Source organism: Sphingorhabdus wooponensis, assembly GCF_003933235.1.
Lineage (GTDB): Bacteria > Pseudomonadota > Alphaproteobacteria > Sphingomonadales > Sphingomonadaceae > Sphingorhabdus_B > Sphingorhabdus_B wooponensis.
Window position 1 is genome coordinate 661,374 of sequence record NZ_RWJI01000001.1, and the last position, 20,600, is coordinate 681,973.

Consider the following 20,600-nt stretch of genomic DNA (forward strand, 5'->3'; position numbering starts at 1 on the left):
TAAACATGCTTTGCGTCCGGCAATCGGCATTCCAATAAGGGCGAATGAATGTGACAATGTTACGTGGAGCAGCGATATTCTGTGCGCTCGCTTTTCAATCCGGAGTGTTCGCGCAAGCCTTTGATGAAAGCGCGCTCGAAGCACTGGATCAGGCAGCGCCCGCTGCACCGATCAGTGCGGAGCCCGCAGGGGCAGCTGAATTGCGCGCCGCCATGCGCCGGATATCATTTAATCCTTCCGATGCCGCCGCCATGGCTGACGCGGGTGATGCGTCACTTGCGTTGGGGGATGCCAACGCCGCCTTGAACTTCTTCACGCGTGCCAATGCACTCCGCCCCGGCAACAGCCGTATACTGTCAGGTTTAGCTACAGCGACGGTACACACGGAAAACCCCTTCGAAGCGTTGCGTTTGTTTGATCAAGCCGTGCGTCTGGGTGCCAGCGAGCGTTCGATTGCTTTGGATCGTGCATTGGCGTTTGACCTGTTGGGCAATTTTGGCCGCGCGCAGCAGGATTATAAGCTGGCGCGGACAGCATCGACCTCCGATGATCTCATAATCCGCCAAGCGGTGTCCTTGTCTCTCGCGGGACAAAAAGAGCCCGCCGACGCGATGCTTGTCCCGCTGCTGCAACGCAACAGTCCGGCTGCATGGCGTGCGCGGGCGTTTATTCTGGCGGCCCGTGGCGAGCTGCGTGAATCTACGAAAGTTGCGCAAGGCTTCATGGATGCAGGTTCGGCGCTGCGTATGGAGCGTTATTTCCGCTTAATGCCGTCCTTGACGGATGCGCAGAAAGCGGCGGCAATCCATTTGGGGCATTTTCCAACAAGCCAAGCGGTCGGGCGTGACAGTGAACAGGTGCGCCGCATTGCATCGGCGCTACCGCAAACGCCGGTCGTTTCCGGCGATAATCGCCTTATTCCATCCGGTACTGCCCTCGGACCAAAAGCTGCGCCCACGCGCGACAGCAAAAGCACGCCGAAGCCTGATCGTGCACGTAACCAAAATGAGCAGCAGCCGGTAGAAAGTCAGGCCGTCGTCGCCAATGTTCCCGAATCGCAAAAGCTGCCCAAGACAGAAACTGCGCGCCCATTGGTCAGTGCAGCATTAGTAAAGCCGGCAAGCACGTTGACGCCTTCGCCACTTTCAGCGCAGGCCCAAAATACGCCCGTGGCCGCAGAGCCTCAGCCCAAGTCCGCTGTCATTACGCTACAACCCACCCAAAACGCTGCGTCAGCAACGGAGGCGCTTGCTTTAACGCAGGCCCCTGCAGTCGCGGTTCAAGCGCCTGAACCTGTACCTGCGGAGCGGGTTGCGTCATCCCGGTTTGACCTGGGTGCTATTGTGGAAGCCATTGATATTCCGGAAAGCGAACAACGGCCGTCGCAAATTCCCGTTGATTTGAAAAAGCTTAAACCAGTCGTTAAGGTCGACCCAAAGCTTGCGGCTAAGGCCAAGGCTGAAAAGGATCATCCTGCCCGCTTCTGGGTACAAATCGCGACCGGAAATGCCGATGCTCTGGATTTTGATTATCGCAAACTTTCTAAAACTTATGCGGTCCTCTTAAAATCCCGAAAGGCCTTCACAGCCGAATGGGGCAGAACGGACCGGTTGTTAGTGGGGCCTTTTGCGGACCAAAAAGCCGCAAAAAAATGGGAAGGCGACTATAAAAAGGCCGGTGGCGATGCCTTTATGTGGAAAAGCGAGATGGGCGAGGTCGTTAATCCGTTGAAAACAAAATAGCGGCTTCCGGTTGGTCGCACTTGGCGGCATAAGCGCGGAATGTCGCATCTTGCCCCTTATGCTTCCTTTCCCGACCGCAGCCGTGGTCGACTTCACGATGAGCCCGCGCGCGATATTCGTGGACCCCGTGACATTTTCCAGCGCGATCGTGACCGCATCATCCATTCGATCGCGTTTCGTCGCCTGCGCCACAAGACACAGGTTTTTATCTCACCTGATGGTGACCATTTTCGTGTCCGGCTGACTCATAGCCTTGAGGTCGCGCAAATTGGCCGGACGATTGCCCGCGCGTTGGGCCTCAATGAAGATCTGACCGAGGCCTTATGTCTGGCCCATGATATTGGCCATCCACCCTTCGGCCATGCCGGCGAGGATGCGCTTGAAGAGGCGATGAAGCCCTTTGGCGGGTTCGACCATAATGCGCAGACGCTGCGCACGCTGACGCTGCTGGAATCGCCTTATCCGTCATGGCCGGGCTTGAACTTAAGTTGGGAATTGCTGGAAGGGCTGGCCAAACATAATGGTCCGGTTGCCAATGCCGGTTGGGCATTGGCCGAAGTTAACGCCGGCTTTGATCTTAACTTGACCGATTGGCCTTCGTTGGAGGCGCAGGTCGCGGCGATTAGCGACGATATCGCGTATGACAATCATGATATTGATGATGGCATCAGGGCAGGGTTGCTCGACATGGATCAATTGCTTGAGCTGCCGTTCGTGGCGGAGCGTTGGCAGGCGATATTGGCGCGCTATCCTGACGTAAAGCCACGCCGCTTGATCGGCGAACTGACGCGGGAACAGATTGGCGTGATGGTCAATGATGTGATTGAATCCACGCGCGCGAGAATCCAAGAATTAGGCATTAAAGACGCACATGATGTCCGCAATGCGGGCGTTATGATCGGTGGATTTTCGTCCGAAATGGCGACGCGAGAGCGGCGGCTCAAGAAGTTCATGTATCAAAAGCTCTACCATCACCCCACGCAGACTGCAGCGGCGGTGGAGGCATCAAAGATCGTACGCGAATTGTTCATGGCCTATCGCAATGATGTCCGCCTGCTGCCGCCCGAATGGCGCGAGAATTTGCCGGATGAAGACCCCGCGCGCAGCCGCCATATTGGCGACTTTTTAGCGGGCATGACCGATCGGTACGCCACCGACCGGCATCGCGAACTCTGTGGGACGCCAGCGTGATGCGGAAAATTGTTATCGCAGGTGGCTCGGGCTTGGTCGGAAAACAGGTGGCGGACCTGCTAGCCCGCAACGGGATGGATGTTCATTTGGTGTCGCGTCGACCGTCGGCACCATCGACACCCAATTTGCATGAGCATGTCGCTCCAAGCGATGATTGGTCCGCGATCATGGCAAATATCAAGCCGACTGTTGCCATTTCTTGTTTAGGCACAACGATACGCACCGCCGGATCTCAAGAGGCTTTCAAGGCAGTGGATCAGGACCTTGTGCTTGCCTTCGCAGCGGCCAGCCATAATGCCGGAGCACAACATTTTATCACGGTCTCCTCTGTCGGCGTCATGCCCGCTAGCAGTAATTTCTATCTCAGAACCAAGGCGGATATGGAGCAGGGGCTTCGTAACATTGGCTTCCAACGCTTTGATATTATGCGCCCAAGCTTGCTGACAGGCGGAAAGCGCGAAGCGCATCGTCCCGGCGAGGCATTCGGAATTTTATTGTCGCCATTTGTCGACCGACTCATGATTGGGCCATTGCGGAAATATGCCTCCACGCCGTCTCATATATTGGCACAGGCTATCGCGGCGCTGGCAATCGTCCAAGGCGAGGGCATTTTTATCCACGAAAATGATTCCATCCGCGCGCACGCCGGTTGACTCTGCAAAATGCTAACGCCAATGGAGGAGCGTCGCTGACGAAGCGGGAGAGCGTTCCATAAAGGGACCGCCGAAGGAGCAACCGCCCCGGAATCTCTCAGGCAAAAGGACCGCTTCGGCTTTTGCGACACTCTGGAAAGCGCGTTTTTTGGCCGTTTGCCAAGATACGCCACCGAAGGTGTAACCTGCTTCATTTGCCATGCACGGCAAATATCGCAGATAAAGCTCTCAGGTACCCGTGACAGAGGGGGCAGCAGACTTGGCGCTATCCAGCGTCGGTTGCTGCAACTTTTGAACGGACTGATATGAGCGAAGAAGACGAATTCGAACTCGAACCTATCGAAATATTGGAGCTGCCGCTCGACACATGGCATCGCGACAAAGGTGCGCGGATGGTCGAATTTGCGGGCTATCACATGCCTATCCAATATGAAGGCATCATGGCTGAACATATTTGGACCCGCGAGAATGCGGGGCTGTTCGATGTGAGCCATATGGGCCAATTGATGCTGACTGGTGATGGCGCGGCTGAAGCGCTTGAGGCGCTGGTTCCCGGCGACATTTCCGCACTGAAAGAGGGCAAGATGCGCTATTCGCTCTTGCTGGCCGAAGATGGCGGCGTTCTGGATGACATGATGATTACGGCCGCTCCCATGGGCCTTTATGTCGTCGTCAACGGTGCGGTGAAGTGGGACGATATGGGTTATCTGCGCGAGTATCTGCCCGACGAAATCACCATTAACAATATGGAAGACCGCGCATTGCTGGCTCTGCAAGGGCCCAAGGCGGTCGATGCGTTGAAGCGCGTCGTGCCGGGCGTGGATGCGTTATTTTTCATGGAGGCGGGTTTATTCTTTTGGGGGCCTCAGACTGACCCGGAGCCGCTTTGGATTAGCCGTTCAGGCTATACGGGCGAGGATGGATTTGAAATCTCCGTTCCGGCATCGCATGCACAAAAACTGGCGGACCAATTATGCGCGCAGCCAGAGGTTAAGCCGATTGGCCTTGGCGCACGCGATTCCCTGCGGCTTGAGGCGGGGCTTCCGCTCTACGGCCATGACATGAACCCTGACATTGACCCTATTGAAGCCAGCGCAGCATTCGCAGTGTCGAAGCGCCGCCGTGCCGAGGGCGGGTTTTTCGGGTCTGACCGCATCCTGAATGCCTTGGCCAATGGCCCCGCACGCAAGCTCGTCGGGCTTTCGGTCGAGGGCAAGATGCCCGTGCGCGAAGGCGCAGCTGTTTTTGCAGGTGCGGCGCAAGTGGGTGTCATTACCTCCGGCGGATTCGCCCCAAGCGTCGGCGCGCCGATTGCCATGGGCTATATTGACGCTGGCCATAACGCCACCGGCAGCACGCTTGAGGCGGAGGTGCGCGGCAAGCGTGTGTCCGTCACGGTTTCATCCTTACCCTTCGTCCCACATCATTATCATCGCAAAGGAGCGCAGACATGACCCGTTATTTCACCGACGATCATGAGTGGATCGAAGTCGATGGCGACAGCGCGACTGTTGGCATTACGGACTATGCACAAAGCCAGTTGGGCGACATCGTGTTCGCTGAAGTGCCCGCCACCGGCGCGACGCTGAAAAAAGGCGGCGATGCTGCGGTTGTGGAATCGGTCAAGGCCGCGTCAGATGTCTACGCACCCGTCAGCGGCACAGTCATTGAGGGCAATGGAGCCTTGGAAGGCGACCCCGCGCTGGTGAACAGCGATCCCGAAGGCGAGGGCTGGTTCTTCAAAATCACGCTCAGCGACACAAGCGAGCTCGACAGCCTGATGGATGCCGCCGCGTACAAGGCATTTGTCGACGGTCTATGAAGACCTACCTCGCCCTCATTGTGCCGCTGGCAATTCTGGCAGGCTGCGCCAAGCCAGTGCCGAAAAACCCGGTTTTGGTCGCGGATGTTGTTGACAATATCCACGCTTGGGATGGTGAAACCGTTACCGTTCGCGGCTGGCTCGGGCAGTGCCAGCGGCTTAGCTGCAACCTTTACTCGAGTTTATCAGATGCGATAATCGTCGCTTCGCAAAGGCCCGATCAAGCCAAGCTTAGTGCTGCGATAGACGGAATTTCCATCGGTTCGACCAAGAAATTCGATCAGGCAGCCGCTCCGCTACAATTTAGCGAGGTCATAGTTCGGGGAATAGTGAGCGACGAGTGTCACGGCTGGATGGTCGATTGCATGGATAGAGCCTCAGATATTTACCCGATATCGATCAAATCAATTTCTCCCACAAAGGTGAACTGAAATGCGTTATTTGCCGCTCACCCCATCCGACCGTCAGGCGATGCTTGGTGTCATTGGGGCAAAGTCGATTGATGATTTATTCGTTGATGTGCCTGCGCAGGCGCGGCTTGACGGGCCAATCCAAGGCCTGCCGAACCATGCCAGTGAAATGGCGGTGGAGAGACATTTTTCCGAACTTGCGCGGAAAAATATGACTGCATCGCATAACCCATTTTTCTTGGGCGCTGGCGCATATAAGCATCATGTGCCCGCGAGCGTCGATCACATCATCCAGCGTGGCGAATTCCTGACCGCCTACACGCCGTATCAGCCCGAAATTGCGCAGGGCACGCTGCAAATGCTGTTCGAATTCCAGACGCAGGTTGCGCGGCTGTTCGGCTGCGATGTCGCCAATGCGTCGATGTATGATGGCTCGACGGCTTGCTGGGAAGCCATTGGCATGGCTGGCCGCATCACCAAGCGGACAAAGGCATTGCTGTCATCGGGGTTGCACCCGCATTATGTCAGCGTGGCCAAGACGATGGCGCAATATACGGGCGATAGGCTGGACACCGCCTTGCCGGAGCTATCCGCCCAAACGGACAGCGCGCGGTTACTGGACGTCATTGATGACGACACAAGCTGTGTCGTGGTGCAATATCCCGACATATTGGGACGTATTGAGGATATGTCTGCGATTGCCGCTAAAGCGCATGCGCATGGCGCATTATTGATCGCCGTTGTGACGGAGCCTGTGGCCTTGGGCGCTATTAAAGCACCCGGTGAAATGGGCGCGGACATTGTGGTGGGTGAGGGGCAGTCGCTTGGCGTCGGCCTGCAATTTGGTGGGCCCTATGTTGGCCTGTTTGCGTGCAAGGAAAAATTCGTGCGGCAAATGCCCGGTCGCTTGTGCGGTGAGACAGTCGACGCCGACGGCAAGCGTGGCTTTGTCCTCACGCTGTCTACCCGCGAACAGCATATTCGTCGCGAAAAGGCGACATCAAATATTTGCACCAATTCAGGCCTTTGTGCGCTAGCCTTCAGTATACATCTAACCTTGTTGGGTGAGAAGGGCTTACGCGAATTGGCAAGCTTGAACCACGCGCTTGCCGTGCAGGCGGCCGATCGGCTTAGCCAAATTCCGGGCGTTGAACTGGTGAATGATAGCTTCTTCAACGAATTCACGTTGCATCTGCCGAAAGAGGCGCGACCCGTGGTGCGGGCACTTGCCGACCGCAAAATACTGGGCGGTGTGTCGCTGGGGCGGCTCTATCCGGGTGCAGATTCACTTTCGAACGGCCTATTGGTCGCGGTCACGGAAACCGCCACCAGCGCGGATGTCGAAACATTCGCCGCCGCTTTGCAGGAGATTTTGACATGAGCAGCATCAACCAAAGCGGATGGAAACCCGAAATGGGCAGCGCGAGCGACAGCGCCCCTGCAACCTATACGGGAAACAAAGCCTTAATGCTGGAAGAGGCATTAATCTTTGAAATCGGCACCGCCGGAACAACGGGCGTCGATTTGGCCGAAGCGCCAAAGGTCGCATCGCGGTTAGGCAATTTGGAACGGCATCGCGACATTGGTCTTCCTGGCCTTTCCGAGCCAGAAACCGTTCGCCATTATACACGCCTTAGCCGTCAGAATTACGCGATTGATCTGGGCTTCTTCCCGCTGGGAAGTTGCACCATGAAGCATAATCCGCGCCTGAATGAAAAGGTCGCACGCATGGCGGGTTTTGCCGATGTGCACCCGTTGCAGCCGGTAGAGACCGTCCAAGGCGCGCTTGGCGTTATTCACGAACTGGCCCATTGGTTGATCACGCTGACCGGTATGAAGGCCGTGGCGATGTCGCCAAAGGCAGGGGCGCATGGAGAGTTATGCGGCATCCTCGCCATTCGTGCCGCCCTTACCGCGCGCGGTGATGCGCGCTCGGTCATCCTTTGCCCCGAAAGCGCGCATGGCACCAATCCAGCGACGGCGGCTTTTGCGGGCTACGCGGTCGAGAATATTCCCGCGACATCGGAAGGCCGCGTTGATCTGGCGGCGTTAAAGGCGCGGCTTGGTCCTGATGTTGCAGGCGTCATGATCACTAACCCCAACACTTGCGGCCTGTTTGAACGGGACATGCGCGACATTTCGGACGCGGTGCATGCGGCGGGTGGCTATGTCTACTGCGACGGCGCGAATTTCAACGCCATTGTTGGCCGTGTCCGGCCAGGTGACTTAGGCATCGATGCGATGCACATAAACTTGCACAAGACATTTTCGACCCCGCATGGCGGCGGCGGGCCGGGTTCCGGCCCCGTTGTCTTGTCCGCGGCATTGGCGCCATACGCGCCGCTACCGTTTGTCGACAAGGATGGTGATCAGTATCAACTGGTTGAAGAAGAGACAGCTGGTGAGCACCACGGATCTAGCTTTGGCCGCATGGTGGCTTTTCACGGGCAAATGGGCATGTTCACCCGCGCGTTGGCGTACATCATGTCACATGGCGCGGATGGCTTGCGCCAAGTGGCCGAAGACGCCGTCCTAAACGCTAACTATATCTTACGCGGTCTCGAAGATGTGCTTGAGGCACCATTTGCCCATAGCGGCCCTTGCATGCATGAGGCATTGTTCAGTGATAATGGCTTGGCCGATGGTTATTCGACACTCGACATAGCTAAGGGTCTGATCGACGAAGGCTATCACCCGATGACAGTCTATTTCCCGCTCGTAGTCCATGGTGCGATGTTGATTGAGCCAACTGAGACCGAGAGCAAGGCGACGCTGCATCAGTTTATTGGTGCGCTGCGCAGTGTTGCGCAACGGGCGAAGGCCGGTGATCCGTCGTTAAAATCCGCACCGAAATACGCCCCGCGTCGTCGTCTGGATGAAACCCAAGCTGCGCGAAAGCCTGTGTTGGTTTGGCGTGAACCCGAACACGCGGTTGCAGCGGAATGAGTGGGCCGCAGCCCTTTGTTTTTGAAGCTGGCGCGGAAGTCAAACGCCACGCCCCGGCGACCGCGCGCAACCGTGATGTGCTTGCTGAAACTTTGGCGGACCTGTTGCCAACGGAAGGCCTTGTGCTGGAAGTGGCGAGCGGAACCGGCGAACATGTTGTGCACTTTGCAAAGCTGTTTCCTGCACTGACATGGCAACCAAGCGATCCAGACCCCATTGCCCTTGCGTCCATCGACGCATGGCGGGCGGAGTCCGACGTGCCGAATGTGCGACCTGCGATGTTGCTGGACGCGTCGGAGGATTGGCCAATATCGCGAGCTGATGCGGTTATCTGCATCAACATGACGCATATCAGTCCATGGGCTGCGACCGTCGGTCTATTGCACAGGGCAGCGCGGCTATTGCCGCCGTCTGCCGTGCTTTTCATTTACGGACCCTTCAACCAACGCGGCGTCCCTTTGGCCGATAGCAATGCTGCGTTCGATATGTCGTTGCGACAACAAAATCCCGAATGGGGCCTGCGCTATGTTGAGGATATTGTAGAAGAAGCGAACAAAATAGGATTACGCCTTCATCAAGTCATCGCTATGCCAGCGAACAATCTGTCGTTGATTTTCCGCGTTTAGCCGTGCGCAAATCACATTATTGACATGTAGCGATAATCTCTCAACACATTGCATCAGGCCTCTGCGAAAAAATGGCCAGTGCTAGGAGAGAATGATATGGCCGTTGCCAGCTACGATATAGTGAGCTTTGATGGTTTTTTAACGCACTGGGCGGCGGAACGGCCGGAATGGGCGGCGTTGTCGCAAGATGACCACCATTTTACCTATGGCCAGTTGGAAGAGCGTACCGCGAAGATTGTCGGGATGTTGCTGGGCTTAGGGCTGAAAAAGGGCGACCGGATTGCCTGGATTGGCAAAAATAGCGATTTATACTTTGCACTTTTTTACGGCGCGGCGCGGATTGGTATCGTGATGGTGCCCGTCGGATGGCGTCTTGCGCCTGCGGAATGGGCCTATATTGCCAAAGACACAGGCGCACGGGTACTTTTTGCGGGGCAGGGGTTTGAGGCGGGTGTGCAGGCTCTGGCCCGCGATATAGATGGTGTTGATCGGGTCATCGCCGAAGAAGAAGCCCGCGCATTGATTGACGCATCGGCCCGCATTGCGTTTGAACCTGCCGGCCCTGATGACGCCGTGCTGCAACTTTACACATCCGGCACGACGGGTAACCCGAAAGGTGCGGTGCTTTCCAACCGGAACCTGTTCGCACTGCGCAAAAATGCAGGGGAAGAGGAGCATGCCTATAGCAAATGGGAAGATGATGAGGTCGTCCTCATCGCCATGCCTTGCGCGCATATTGGCGGAACCGGACTTGGTATTATGGCCATGGCATCGGGTCTACCGGCGCTCGTACAGGCTGAGTTTTCGCCAGATTCGGTCTTTGATGCTATTGAAAAGGGCGGGGCAACGCGTCTTTTCATCGTCCCTGCTGCGCTGCAGATGATGGTCAACCACCCACGTTGCCGCAGTGTAGATTATAGCCGCCTGAAATATATCCTCTACGGCGCTGCGCCCATTCCGCTGGAGCTGCTGCGCCAATGTATGGATGTGTTCAGCGCAGAATTTATCCAAGTCTATGGGATGACGGAAACAACTGGCACCATCTGCATGTTGCCGCCCGAGGACCATGATCCCAATGGTAATACGCGCATGCGTTCGGCTGGGAAACCACTTCCCGGCGTGGAATTGCGCGTCGTAGATGGTGCAGGGAACGATGTTCCAGTGGGCGAAGTAGGTGAGATTTGGACGCGGTCGTCGAACAATATGATTGGCTATTGGAATTTACCCGACGCGACGAAGGGCACGGTTGCGGATGGTGGCTGGATAAAAACCGGTGATGCCGGATATCTGGATGAAGATGGATATATGTATATCCATGACCGCGTGAAAGACATGATCATCACAGGCGGCGAAAATGTCTATCCCGCTGAAGTGGAAAGCGCGATTTATGGACATCCTGATATTTTGGAGGTTGCCGTGATTGGTGTGCCAGATGCCAAATGGGGGGAATCGGTAAAGGCCGTATGCGTTCCCAAGCCCGGTGCCCAAATTGACCCAGAAAGCGTCATTGGCTGGGCCCGCGAACGCATTGCCGGCTTTAAGGTGCCGCGTTCAGTTGACATCATTGCGGCGTTGCCACGCAATGCCTCGGGTAAAATCCTCCGCAAGGATTTACGCGCGCCATATTGGGCAGGCTTTGAGCGACAGGTAAACTGACGCCGCTAAGATATTAAATCAGCGCCCGACGCTAACATATTTAAAACCAGCGGCGGCTGTGTCTTCAGGCCGGTAGATGTTGCGTAAATCCACAAGCACATCGCCCGCCATCGCGGCGTGTAGTTTTTTAAGGTCGAGGGCGCGATAGGCATCCCACTCGGTAATCAACGCCACGGCATGCGCATCTTGCGCCGCGCTGTAGGCGCTGTCGGCCATAATGACCTCGGGCAGGATTTTTGCAGCTTCTTCCATGCCCTCTGGGTCATGCGCGTGCACAATTGCGCCGGCGTCAAGCAGGGTCTGTACAATCGCAATCGACGGCGCATCGCGCATATCGTCGGTGTTGGGCTTAAACGTCAGGCCAAGCAGGCCTATCTTCAGGCCGCGCACATCACCGCCCAGCGCCGTGATAATTTTGCGGCCCATAGCGCGCTTTCTAAGGTCATTTGCCTGCACCACAGCCTCAACCACCCGAACGGGTGTTTCATGGTCCTGCGCGGTCTTGAGAAGCGCCAAAGTGTCCTTGGGAAAGCAACTGCCGCCATAGCCAGGGCCAGCATGCAGAAACTTCGACCCGATACGGTTATCAAGGCCAATACCGCGCGACACGTCTTGTACATTTGCACCCAGTTTTTCGCAAAGATCGGCCATCTCATTGATAAAGGTAATCTTGGTCGCCAAAAATGCGTTGGCCGCATATTTGATCAACTCCGACGAACGGCGGCTGGTGAACAATAAGGGCGATTCGTTGAGGAACAGCGGACGATACACAGCACGCATGACATCGCGGGCCCATTCGACATCGCTGCCGACGACAATACGGTCTGGGCGCTTAAAGTCCCCAATCGCTGCGCCTTCACGCAAGAATTCAGGGTTGGATACCACCGCAAAGTCAAGATCGGGGCTGGTTTCGCGGATGATGCGCTCGACTTCGTCGCCAGTGCCGACTGGAACAGTTGATTTTGTGACGACAACAGTGCGTGGGTCAATTGCGCGCGCCAATTCTTCGGCAGCGGCGTAGACATAGCTTAAGTCTGCATGGCCATCGCCTCGACGCGAAGGTGTGCCAACGGCGATGAAAACTGCATCACACCCTTTGACCGCTTCGGTCACGTTGGTTGAAAAGCTTAACCGGCCTGCATCGACATTGGTTTTCACAAGTGCGTCAAGACCAGGCTCGTAAATCGGCATGATGTTGGCGTGCAAGCGCGCGATTTTGGACTCGTCCTTGTCGACGCAGACAACTTCATGGCCGAAATCGGCAAAGCACGCGCCAGACACAAGGCCGACATAGCCCGAACCGATCATTGCAATTTTCATTATCTGTCCCTCTTGAGGCGGCTTAAGAATGTGTGCGCCTTATGATGTTATCCGCGAAGGGACAAGTCTTGGGACATTTGGTTCCAGCACTAGGTCGGAAAAATCATCCTATTTCCGAGATTGCGCAGCATGTTAGGGCTATTGTCAACGCGCGTTTGAGATAATCTCTGCTATTCGCTGGCTCGCATGCCCATCGCCATAAGAATATCGCCCATGGGCCATTGCAGCATAAGCGGCCTTATCGTCCAAAAGAGTCGAAATTTCGCTAATGATCCGCTGTGTATCGGTCCCTACGAGCTTCGTTATCCCTGCGGCGACGCTTTCGGGACGTTCGGTGGTCTCACGTAGGACCAATACCGGTTTGCCGAGCGCAGGGGCTTCCTCCTGAACACCGCCACTGTCGGTCAGAACGATATGGCTGATGGACAATAGCCGCGCAAAGCATGGATAATCCAGCGGCTCAATCATCGCAACATTGGGTAAATCCCCCAAAACGGCACGCATGACTGCACGGACTTCTGGATTCAAATGAACAGGGAAAATACATGCTACGTCGTCGCGCGCTGCAATGACTTTTATGGCAGCGGCGATATTCACCATGCCCGCACCAAAATTTTCGCGGCGGTGGGTCGTGATACTGATAATTTTGCGACCACGAAACCGCTCCTCCAGCGGCGCAAGGCGATGAATGAGCGACGGATCGTCGTCGATTCGTTTCAAGACCCAATACAGTGCATCCATAACGGTGTTGCCGGTTACAAAGACACAGTCGGCCGGAATAGATTCTGCCCGCAATGCAGCGGCGGATGTTTCAGTCGTGGCGAAATGCTGATGGGCAATATTGCTGATAATTTTGCGATTTACCTCTTCGGGCCATGGCTGATAAATATCGTAGCTACGCAATCCCGCTTCGACATGGCTAACCGGGATTTTACGATAAAATGCCGCTAATGCGCCAACCATAGCGGTTACGGTATCGCCTTGAACAATGACGCGATCTGGTCTCGCGTGGTCCATTACTATCCCAATTTTCTTCAACAGGTGCGCCGTTATCGCGTCCAGCGATTGTCCCGGTTGCATCAGGTTCAGGTCATAATCTGGTACGACGTTAGCGATTGATAACACTTGGTCCAGCATGTGCCGATGCTGCCCGCTGACCAGCACTTTGGTCAGCATATCCGGATATTGCGACAGAGCGTTTATGAGCGGAAACAGTTTAATGGCCTCGGGCCGCGTGCCGAAAATCACCAAATTTTTATACATCTTAGCCCCTGCATCCTCGGCTTACTCCAAGGCTGCAGATATTCATAACATATTAAAAAATAATGAAATTTTATTTACTGGACGATCTGTCGTCTAGAACGCGCGCTATTACAGAGGCGCTTCTTGCGCTTTCATTTCTTGTTCCAAGCGACGCGATACCGCCTCGGGGGAGCCGGTGAATCTGGCAAGTCGCGTATAAATGAGTGGTATGAGTATGAGTGTGATGAACGTTGCGAGCGTTACGCCAAAAACAATCACCACACCTATTGCAGACCGCGCAGCGCCACCCGCACCACTTGCAATAGCCAGGGGAATAGCGCCGAATACAGTCGCAATCGATGTCATCAAAATGGGCCGCAAACGACGTGTAGCGGCTTGTTGAACAGCCTCTAATATCTCCATGCCCTCGTCGCGCAACTGGTTGGCAAATTCGACGATCAGTATCCCGTTCTTCGCGGCCAGACCAACAAGCATCACAATGCCAATCTGGCTATAGAGGTTCAATGTCATGCCCGTGAGCGCAAGGCCAATAATGCCACCCCCGACCGCCAAGGGCACTGTCATGATGATTGTGACAGGATGAACAAAGCTTTCAAACTGCGCGGCAAGCACGAGATAAACGAGAATGATGGTCAGTAAGAAGACCAGCATGATTGAGCCGCCGGTTTCTTTGAAAGCCTGACTTTCGCCGCGATAGCCAACCGCCAATACTTCGGGTGAAGCTGCGGCTTGCTCTTCCAAAAAGGCCAAAGCTTCTCCCATAGTATAGCCAGGCGCGAGGCCACCCTGAAGTGTGATAGCGCGTAGCTTATTGAAGCGCCCCAGATCCCGCGCGCCTGCGGTTTCAGTATATTTTATAAGATTGGCCAGCGATACCAATGATCCATCACGCGTCCGAAGCTGGATTGCCGCGAGATTTTCGGGAGTGGCGCGATCTGCGGCATCCGCTTGCACAATGACGCGATATTCTTCGCCGCGATCCAAATAGGTTGATGCCCGGCGTGAGCCTAAAAGCGTTTGTAGCGCCTGACTGACTTCCGCGACAGAAATTCCGAGGTCACCTGCGCGGGCAGTGTCGACCTGAATCTGCATCTGGGGTTTGGTTTCCTTATAGTCGGAATCCATATTCACCAGACCAGGATTTTCGCTTGCGGCGGCCAATATGCGGTCTCGTGCAACGCTCAGCGATTCATAGGTTGAACCGGCAATAACGAAGTTTATCGGTTGGCCGCGTCCGCGCCCGATGGAGGAGCGTACTGAAGCGTTGCCGCGAACAGCGGGCAGCTCGGCTAGAATTTTGTTGACCTGCGCAACCACATCCTCGGTTTTTTCGGTCCGTTCGCTCCACGGTTTTAGAAAGACAATAAACGTCCCGCTGTTGAAATCGTCGCTGGGCCCAAATCCGCCGGGCGTGCGCTGAATGACGGAGCGTACAGTGCCCTTATCGATGAGCTTCACGATCGGTTCCGACGCCTGAAGCATATATTTGTCCATTGCTTCAAAACTAGTGCCCTCGGGCGCGGAGATGTTGGCGTTCAATATGCCTACATCTTCTGCTGGTGCGAGTTCCGATTCCAATGTGGTAAACAGAAATCCGGCAAGTAGAAGGAAACTAAGGACCCCCAATGATGTCGCCAATGGCTTTGCGATAACCCGCGAAAGCAGGCGAGTATAGCGCGCCTCCAGTCGCTGAAACTTATCATCAATCCATTTGGCAATCCGTCCACGTTCCTCTTGCTTCAACAGTTTGGAACACAGCATCGGGGCAAGGCTGAGGGCGACAAAGCCGGAAAAAGCGATGGCCGCAATCATTGCACCGGCCAGTTCGCGGAACAGCAAGCCCGTCTGGCCAGCAAGGAACATCACTGGGACGAAGACGGCACACACAACAATTGTTGTAGAGACAACCGCAAACGCTACCTGACGCGTTCCCGTTACCGCCGCGACTAAGGGCGGCTCGCCTTGTTCAATGCGGTGATAGACGTTTTCTAACACAACAATAGCGTCATCGACGACAAGGCCGATGGCTAATACCATTGCCAACAGCGTGAGCAAGTTAATCGAAAAGCCAAGGAACCAAAGGACTGCAAAAGTTGCGAGCAAGCAAATGGGCACCGTGACAGCGGGGATAATGGTCGCGCGCCAACTGCCCAAAAACAGGAAGATAACCAACACAACCAGCGCGGCTGCTTCTGCCAGGGTAACCCAAACACTGCTGATCGCCTTGCTAATGAAAAGAGAGTCATCGGAACCAACGCTAATAGTCATGCCTTGGGGCAATGTGGGCTTTATTTGTTCGGCAAGTTTCTTCGCGCTCTCCGCCACAGCCAGTGTGTTCGCCCCGGATTGGCGCACAATACCCATGCCAAGTGCAGACTCACCATTAAGGCGAAATGCTGCGTAAGGATTTTCCGGACCGGTCTCGATCCGCGCAATATCACCTAGTCGCGTCAGCGATCCATCTGCGCCGCGCGCGACAATCAACTGGCGAAATTCGGCTTCATCACCAAAGGGGCGGCTAACCCGCAGCGTGACATTTTGATCGGTGGATTCAAGTCGGCCCGCAGGAAGCTCTACATTCTGGGTGCGCAGGGCATTTTCAATGTCTATTGGCGTAAGGCCCAAGGCGGCCAAACGATCCGGCTGAAGCCAGATTCGCATTGAGGGGCGTGCTTCGCCGCCCACAAATACTCGCGCAACTCCGTCGATGGAGGAAAAGCGGTCAACCAGATTGCGGTCGACATAATCGCTAAGCTCCAGTCGCGACCAACCGGGTTTCGACACGACAAGGAACAGGATCGGCGATGCGTCGGCATCCACCTTGCGCACTTCGGGCGGCAATACTTCTTCGGGCAAGTCATCCGCTGCTCCTCCGACACGGTCACGGACGTCATTGGCGGCGCTATCTACCGACCGACCCGGCGCAAATTCGATGGTAATGTCCGACTGCCCATCGCGTGAACGCGATGTAATGGTCTGTATCCCCTCAATACCAGCAAGTGAATTTTCGAGGACTTGCGTAACGCGCGATTCAACAACTGTAGCTGCTGCGCCGGTGTATGTTGTCCCGACAGACACGATAGGCGGTTCCGTATCGGGATATTCGCGGACGGGCAGACTTAAAAAACCGACAATGCCGACGAGCACCATTAAAATCGCAATAACGGCTGCGAATACAGGTCTGCGAACGGATGTGTCGGAAATTGTCATGTCAGGCGAACATCAGCGCGCTTTGGCTGGAGCGCCGCTGGCCTTCGCGGGGCCAGTCCTTACGGTGGTGCCATCAGAGAGCTTTACGACGCCTTCGGTGACGATACTGTCGCCCACTTTCAAGCCTTCAACAATTTCCACAAGATTTCCGTCGCGCGTGCCAGTTTTGACCGGCGTGCGCTTCACTTTCAGGTCAGATGCAACTGTGTAGACAAAGCTGGTATCGCCTTCGCGGACTAAGGACAGCTCTGGCACAGCGGGGGCCGTTCGATTTTTTGATGCTATTGTGACGGATAACAGCATGCCCGGTTTCAACATGGCATCGCGGTTGGGCAAAACTGCACGCAATGTTGCGGTGCGGGTTTGTGGATTGATAACGGGGTCAATAGCGGTAATCTGGCCTGATGCGACATAGTCTGGAAAGGCCGCGGCCTTTGCCGTTATGACCTGTCCCACCCGAACATTAGCAAGCATTGTTTCCGGCACATTAAAGTCGAGCTTGATTGAACTCAGATCGCTCACTGCAGCAATTTCATCTCCTGCGCTAACCACTGCGCCAACAGAGATGCGCCGCAACGATACGTAGCCGGAGAAGGGCGCACGCACGACACGGTCGCCAATCGACGCTCGCGCTTCATTTGCTAAAGCCTTTGCCGCACTGGCAGAGGCTGTTTGCGCGTCCAAACTTGCGTTTGTTGCAAAGCCACGGCGATGCAATTCTCTGATACGCGCTAGTTGCTGTTCGGCCTCGCGTGCGCGGGCTTGGGCACTAGCTAGGGATGCCGTTTCCTGTCCTTGCGCCAGAACCGCAAGCATTTGTCCCTTTTGCACATAGTCGCCGTCGGAAAAGCCAAGTTGTGTTATGCGTTCTGTGACAGGCGCCCGCACCGACACTTGTTCATTTGCATTTGCCGTTCCCACAGCGACATAGACATCCGAAAATGCATGTGAGGTTGCCGCTTCAATAGTGACCCGCGGGGTAGGGCGCTCGCGCTTCTCTTCGCCGCCACATGCGGCCACACAGAACATCAATGATAGAATGATTGGCTTACGCATTTTTCACCGATTGGGAATTCAGGAAGGGGGTACTTCAAACATGCTGTTGGCGGAACTTATCCCAATCGGCCAGACATTTTCGACAAATGAAGCTTTACGTTGAGAAAATCTGTTTGGGTCGTAAGCGCTGCCAGGCTCAAATGTGTTGAATTCACTTTTCATCAATGCCGAATGATATGGTCGAATGCCGACAATGCTGCCTTCGTCCCTTCGCCCATCGCAACGATGATCTGCTTATACGGCACCGTCGTGACATCACCTGCGGCAAACACACCTGGGATATTGGTCGCGTTATGTGCGTCGATTTCTATTTCTCCGCGCGGCGACAATCTAAGCGGACCTTTGAGCCATTCGGTATTAGGCACAAGGCCAATCTGCACAAAGATACCTTCCAGATCGATGCGATGCGACTTGTCATTATTTCTGTCGGTGTAGAGCAAAGCCTGCACCTTCTCGCCATCGCCAACGACTTCCGTGCTCAGCGCGGAGGTAATGATATCTACATTGGGCAGACTGCGGAGTTTGTTTTGCAACACAGCATCGGCGCGCAATTGCGAGTCAAATTCGATCAATGTGACATGTGCAACAATGCCGGCAAGGTCGATTGCGGCTTCAACGCCAGAGTTGCCGCCACCTATTACCGCTGTGCGCTTTCCTTTATACAAAGGACCATCGCAATGCGGACAATAAGCGACGCCTTTGTTGCGATATTCTTCTTCGCCGGGGACGCCCATCTGCCGCCAACGCGCACCGGTGGACAGGATCAGCGTCTTGGCTTTTAATGATGCACCGCTGGCGAGTTTGACTTCGTGGAAACCATCAGCGCTAGCGGGGATGAGTTCAGCGGCCGTCTGCAAGTTCATAATGTCGACGTCATATTCACGGACATGCTGTTCCAACTGTGCGGCGAGCTTAGGCCCTTCTGTATGTTGGACTGAAATGAAGTTTTCGATGCCCATCGTATCTAGCACTTGGCCGCCAAAGCGTTCGGCCACAACACCCGTACGAATGCCCTTACGCGCGGCATAAATGGCTGCTGCTGCGCCAGCAGGTCCGCCGCCGACGACCAGAACCTCAAATGGTTCCTTGGCCGCAATCTTTTCCGCCGCACGGGCAATCGTGCCGGTATCGAGTTTCGCCATGATCTGCGAAAGATCCATGCGGCCTTGGCCAAAGGGTTCGCCATTTAAGTAAACCGCTGGCACGGCCATGACTTTGCGCGTTTCAACTTCTTCACGGAACATCGCGCCGTCAATGGCCACATGGCTTACGCCGGGGTTGAGCGCAGCCATGATGTTGATAGCCTGAATAACATCAGGACAATTCTGGCACGACAAAGAGAAAAAAGTTTCGAATGTGAAGGTGCCCTCGAGCGCCTTCACAGAATCAAGCAGTTCGGCCTCTTCCTTTGGCGGATGACCACCCATGTGCAATAATGCGAGCACCAATGATGTAAACTCATGGCCAAGCGGCAAGCCAGCAAAGTGCGTTTCCGCAGTCCCATCGGCGCGGCGAATAGCAAATGAAGGCACGCGGTCTGCATGACCATCATAGCGCGCCGACAACAAAGGCGATTGTTCTACTACGGTTTCAACCAACGTGCGCATTTCGGAAGACTTTGAGCTGTCATCCAGCGTTGCAATCAGTTCAACGGGCGTGCGCAAATTTGCCAAATAAGTTTTTAGCTGGGCAGTTGTAGCAGCATCAAGCATCGGAGAGGCCTTTTTTAAGCGAGCAAAAGCGCGCCGCGGACAAACGCGGCCGAAAATCTTTGAGAAACGGTAAATCGGGTGCTGCGCTGTTCACGCAGCACCCGATATTCAATTTAGATCTTGCCGACGAGGTCGATCGAAGGTGCAAGCGTTTCGCTGCCTTCTTCCCACTTCGCAGGGCAAACCTGACCTGGGTTTTCACGTACGTAGATTGCGGCCTTAATCTTGCGGACGAGTTCAACTGCGTTACGGCCAACGCCTTCGCAGGTGATTTCCATGACCTGGATCACGCCGTCTGGATCGACAACAAAAGTTGCACGGTCTGCAAGGCCTTGGCCTTCACGCAAAACGCCGAAATTGTTGCTGATCACATGGTTCTGGTCACCAAGCATGTGGAAGTTGATCTTGCCGATGGCTGGTGAACCATCATGCCATGCTTTGTGGCTGAAATGCGTGTCGGTTGATACTGAATAGACTTCAACACCCATGCCTTGCAGGTCTGCATATTGGTTGGCGAGATCTTCCAGTTCGGTTGGGCAGACAAACGTCCAGTCTGCTGGGTAGAAGAAAAACACGGCCCATTTGCCCTTAACGTCGGTGTCCGACACTTCGACAAATTTGCCCGCTTTATATGATTGCGCGGTGAATGGCTTAAGGCTTGAACCAATGATACCCATGTGAATTACCCTTTTTAATTGAGGAGAGGTTGATTTGGACTGAAGTGTCTGAACACGATTTTCTTGATTTAGTCTAGCAACGCTTTTTGCAATGACTAATCGTTTTTGTCGATAACAAATGTTTTGATGTGCAGCTACCTTAGGCGCAAATAGTCCATAGATAGCGCACATAATGCTATTTACACGCACATGCATGCTGCTCCATTTGCTCCAAGTACAACCGCCCCCATATTGCCAAAGCACTCAGTGCGGGAAAACCCTACAGCCCTTATTTATACAATGCTTAAAATTTTTGAAATCGATTTTCTGGAACAGG

16 protein-coding genes and 1 riboswitch are annotated in these 20,600 nt (G+C 54.9%); of the genes, 10 read left to right on the forward strand and 6 right to left on the reverse strand.

The window, feature by feature from the left end; translation table 11 throughout:
• Window positions 1-50: 50 nt before the first annotated feature.
• The 10 genes from D7D48_RS03415 to D7D48_RS03460 all read left to right on the forward strand — a co-directional run bounded on the left by D7D48_RS03415 (window position 51) and on the right by D7D48_RS03460 (window position 11,046).
• On the forward strand, window positions 51-1,742 hold the full coding sequence (locus D7D48_RS03415) for a hypothetical protein (RefSeq protein ID WP_125229954.1): 1,692 nt from the start codon (window positions 51-53) through the stop codon (window positions 1,740-1,742).
• Between the two features lie 39 nt (window positions 1,743-1,781).
• Window positions 1,782-2,933: a deoxyguanosinetriphosphate triphosphohydrolase gene (locus D7D48_RS03420; protein ID WP_125229955.1), complete on the forward strand. Its 1,152-nt coding sequence runs from the start codon at window positions 1,782-1,784 to the stop codon at window positions 2,931-2,933.
• Window positions 2,933-3,586: an NAD-dependent epimerase/dehydratase family protein gene (locus D7D48_RS03425; RefSeq protein ID WP_245964396.1), complete on the forward strand. Its 654-nt coding sequence runs from the start codon at window positions 2,933-2,935 to the stop codon at window positions 3,584-3,586. The genes D7D48_RS03420 and D7D48_RS03425 overlap by 1 nt, the downstream gene beginning before the upstream one ends.
• 34 nt (window positions 3,587-3,620) lie before the next feature.
• Window positions 3,621-3,709, forward strand: a riboswitch (glycine riboswitch).
• Between the two features lie 182 nt (window positions 3,710-3,891).
• The gene (gene gcvT / locus D7D48_RS03430) at window positions 3,892-5,040 is read left to right on the forward strand and encodes a glycine cleavage system aminomethyltransferase GcvT (protein ID WP_125229957.1); all 1,149 of its coding nucleotides are present in this window, start codon (window positions 3,892-3,894) and stop codon (window positions 5,038-5,040) included.
• Window positions 5,037-5,408 (forward strand): glycine cleavage system protein GcvH, encoded by a 372-nt coding sequence (gene gcvH / locus D7D48_RS03435; RefSeq protein ID WP_125229958.1) that lies wholly within the window; start codon window positions 5,037-5,039, stop codon window positions 5,406-5,408. The genes gcvT and gcvH overlap by 4 nt, the downstream gene beginning before the upstream one ends.
• Window positions 5,405-5,839: a hypothetical protein gene (locus tag D7D48_RS03440; protein WP_125229959.1), complete on the forward strand. Its 435-nt coding sequence runs from the start codon at window positions 5,405-5,407 to the stop codon at window positions 5,837-5,839. Before gcvH ends, D7D48_RS03440 begins: the two co-directional genes overlap by 4 nt.
• Before the next feature lies 1 nt (window position 5,840).
• Complete coding sequence (gene gcvPA, locus D7D48_RS03445; protein ID WP_125229960.1) at window positions 5,841-7,199, forward strand: aminomethyl-transferring glycine dehydrogenase subunit GcvPA; 1,359 nt, start codon at window positions 5,841-5,843, stop codon at window positions 7,197-7,199.
• Window positions 7,196-8,764 carry an aminomethyl-transferring glycine dehydrogenase subunit GcvPB gene (gene gcvPB / locus D7D48_RS03450; RefSeq protein WP_125229961.1) on the forward strand — a complete coding sequence of 523 codons (1,569 nt, stop codon included), beginning with the start codon at window positions 7,196-7,198 and terminating at the stop codon, window positions 8,762-8,764. The genes gcvPA and gcvPB overlap by 4 nt, the downstream gene beginning before the upstream one ends.
• Window positions 8,761-9,390, forward strand: coding sequence for a DUF938 domain-containing protein (locus tag D7D48_RS03455; protein WP_125229962.1), 630 nt, complete (start codon window positions 8,761-8,763; stop codon window positions 9,388-9,390). The genes gcvPB and D7D48_RS03455 overlap by 4 nt, the downstream gene beginning before the upstream one ends.
• Before the next feature lie 96 nt (window positions 9,391-9,486).
• A complete protein-coding gene (locus D7D48_RS03460; RefSeq protein WP_125229963.1) occupies window positions 9,487-11,046 on the forward strand; it encodes a fatty acid--CoA ligase in 1,560 nt (519 codons plus the stop codon).
• Between the two features lie 18 nt (window positions 11,047-11,064).
• On the opposite strand, the gene D7D48_RS03465 is transcribed toward D7D48_RS03460, so the two are convergent.
• From D7D48_RS03465 to ahpC, 6 genes are all read right to left on the reverse strand, one after another.
• A complete protein-coding gene (locus tag D7D48_RS03465) occupies window positions 11,065-12,366 on the reverse strand; it encodes a UDP-glucose dehydrogenase family protein (protein ID WP_125229964.1) in 1,302 nt (433 codons plus the stop codon).
• 144 nt (window positions 12,367-12,510) lie between these two features.
• Window positions 12,511-13,629, reverse strand: coding sequence for a non-hydrolyzing UDP-N-acetylglucosamine 2-epimerase (gene wecB, locus D7D48_RS03470; RefSeq protein ID WP_125229965.1), 1,119 nt, complete (start codon window positions 13,627-13,629; stop codon window positions 12,511-12,513).
• A gap of 108 nt (window positions 13,630-13,737) precedes the next feature.
• Window positions 13,738-16,839: an efflux RND transporter permease subunit gene (locus D7D48_RS03475; RefSeq protein ID WP_125229966.1), complete on the reverse strand. Its 3,102-nt coding sequence runs from the start codon at window positions 16,837-16,839 to the stop codon at window positions 13,738-13,740.
• Between the two features lie 12 nt (window positions 16,840-16,851).
• The gene (locus D7D48_RS03480) at window positions 16,852-17,895 is read right to left on the reverse strand and encodes an efflux RND transporter periplasmic adaptor subunit (protein ID WP_125229967.1); all 1,044 of its coding nucleotides are present in this window, start codon (window positions 17,893-17,895) and stop codon (window positions 16,852-16,854) included.
• Window positions 17,896-18,056: 161 nt separating this feature from the next.
• Window positions 18,057-19,607 carry an alkyl hydroperoxide reductase subunit F gene (ahpF, locus tag D7D48_RS03485; protein ID WP_125229968.1) on the reverse strand — a complete coding sequence of 517 codons (1,551 nt, stop codon included), beginning with the start codon at window positions 19,605-19,607 and terminating at the stop codon, window positions 18,057-18,059.
• A gap of 113 nt (window positions 19,608-19,720) precedes the next feature.
• Window positions 19,721-20,284: an alkyl hydroperoxide reductase subunit C gene (gene ahpC, locus D7D48_RS03490; RefSeq protein ID WP_125229969.1), complete on the reverse strand. Its 564-nt coding sequence runs from the start codon at window positions 20,282-20,284 to the stop codon at window positions 19,721-19,723.
• Window positions 20,285-20,600 lie beyond the last annotated feature (316 nt).

Bases quoted from the DNA above. Each gene is read 5' to 3' on its own strand.
- D7D48_RS03420 (WP_125229955.1), top strand. From the start codon at position 1,782: ATGTCGCATCTTGCCCCTTATGCTTCCTTTCCCGACCGCAGCCGTGGT.
- D7D48_RS03425 (WP_245964396.1), top strand. From the start codon at position 2,933: ATGCGGAAAATTGTTATCGCAGGTGGCTCGGGCTTGGTCGGAAAACAG.
- gcvT (WP_125229957.1), top strand. From the start codon at position 3,892: ATGAGCGAAGAAGACGAATTCGAACTCGAACCTATCGAAATATTGGAG.
- gcvH (WP_125229958.1), top strand. From the start codon at position 5,037: ATGACCCGTTATTTCACCGACGATCATGAGTGGATCGAAGTCGATGGC.
- D7D48_RS03440 (WP_125229959.1), top strand. From the start codon at position 5,405: ATGAAGACCTACCTCGCCCTCATTGTGCCGCTGGCAATTCTGGCAGGC.
- gcvPA (WP_125229960.1), top strand. From the start codon at position 5,841: ATGCGTTATTTGCCGCTCACCCCATCCGACCGTCAGGCGATGCTTGGT.
- gcvPB (WP_125229961.1), top strand. From the start codon at position 7,196: ATGAGCAGCATCAACCAAAGCGGATGGAAACCCGAAATGGGCAGCGCG.
- D7D48_RS03455 (WP_125229962.1), top strand. From the start codon at position 8,761: ATGAGTGGGCCGCAGCCCTTTGTTTTTGAAGCTGGCGCGGAAGTCAAA.
- D7D48_RS03460 (WP_125229963.1), top strand. From the start codon at position 9,487: ATGGCCGTTGCCAGCTACGATATAGTGAGCTTTGATGGTTTTTTAACG.
- D7D48_RS03465 (WP_125229964.1), bottom strand. From the start codon at position 12,366: ATGAAAATTGCAATGATCGGTTCGGGCTATGTCGGCCTTGTGTCTGGC.
- wecB (WP_125229965.1), bottom strand. From the start codon at position 13,629: ATGTATAAAAATTTGGTGATTTTCGGCACGCGGCCCGAGGCCATTAAA.
- D7D48_RS03475 (WP_125229966.1), bottom strand. From the start codon at position 16,839: ATGACAATTTCCGACACATCCGTTCGCAGACCTGTATTCGCAGCCGTT.
- D7D48_RS03480 (WP_125229967.1), bottom strand. From the start codon at position 17,895: ATGCGTAAGCCAATCATTCTATCATTGATGTTCTGTGTGGCCGCATGT.
- ahpF (WP_125229968.1), bottom strand. From the start codon at position 19,607: ATGCTTGATGCTGCTACAACTGCCCAGCTAAAAACTTATTTGGCAAAT.
- ahpC (WP_125229969.1), bottom strand. From the start codon at position 20,284: ATGGGTATCATTGGTTCAAGCCTTAAGCCATTCACCGCGCAATCATAT.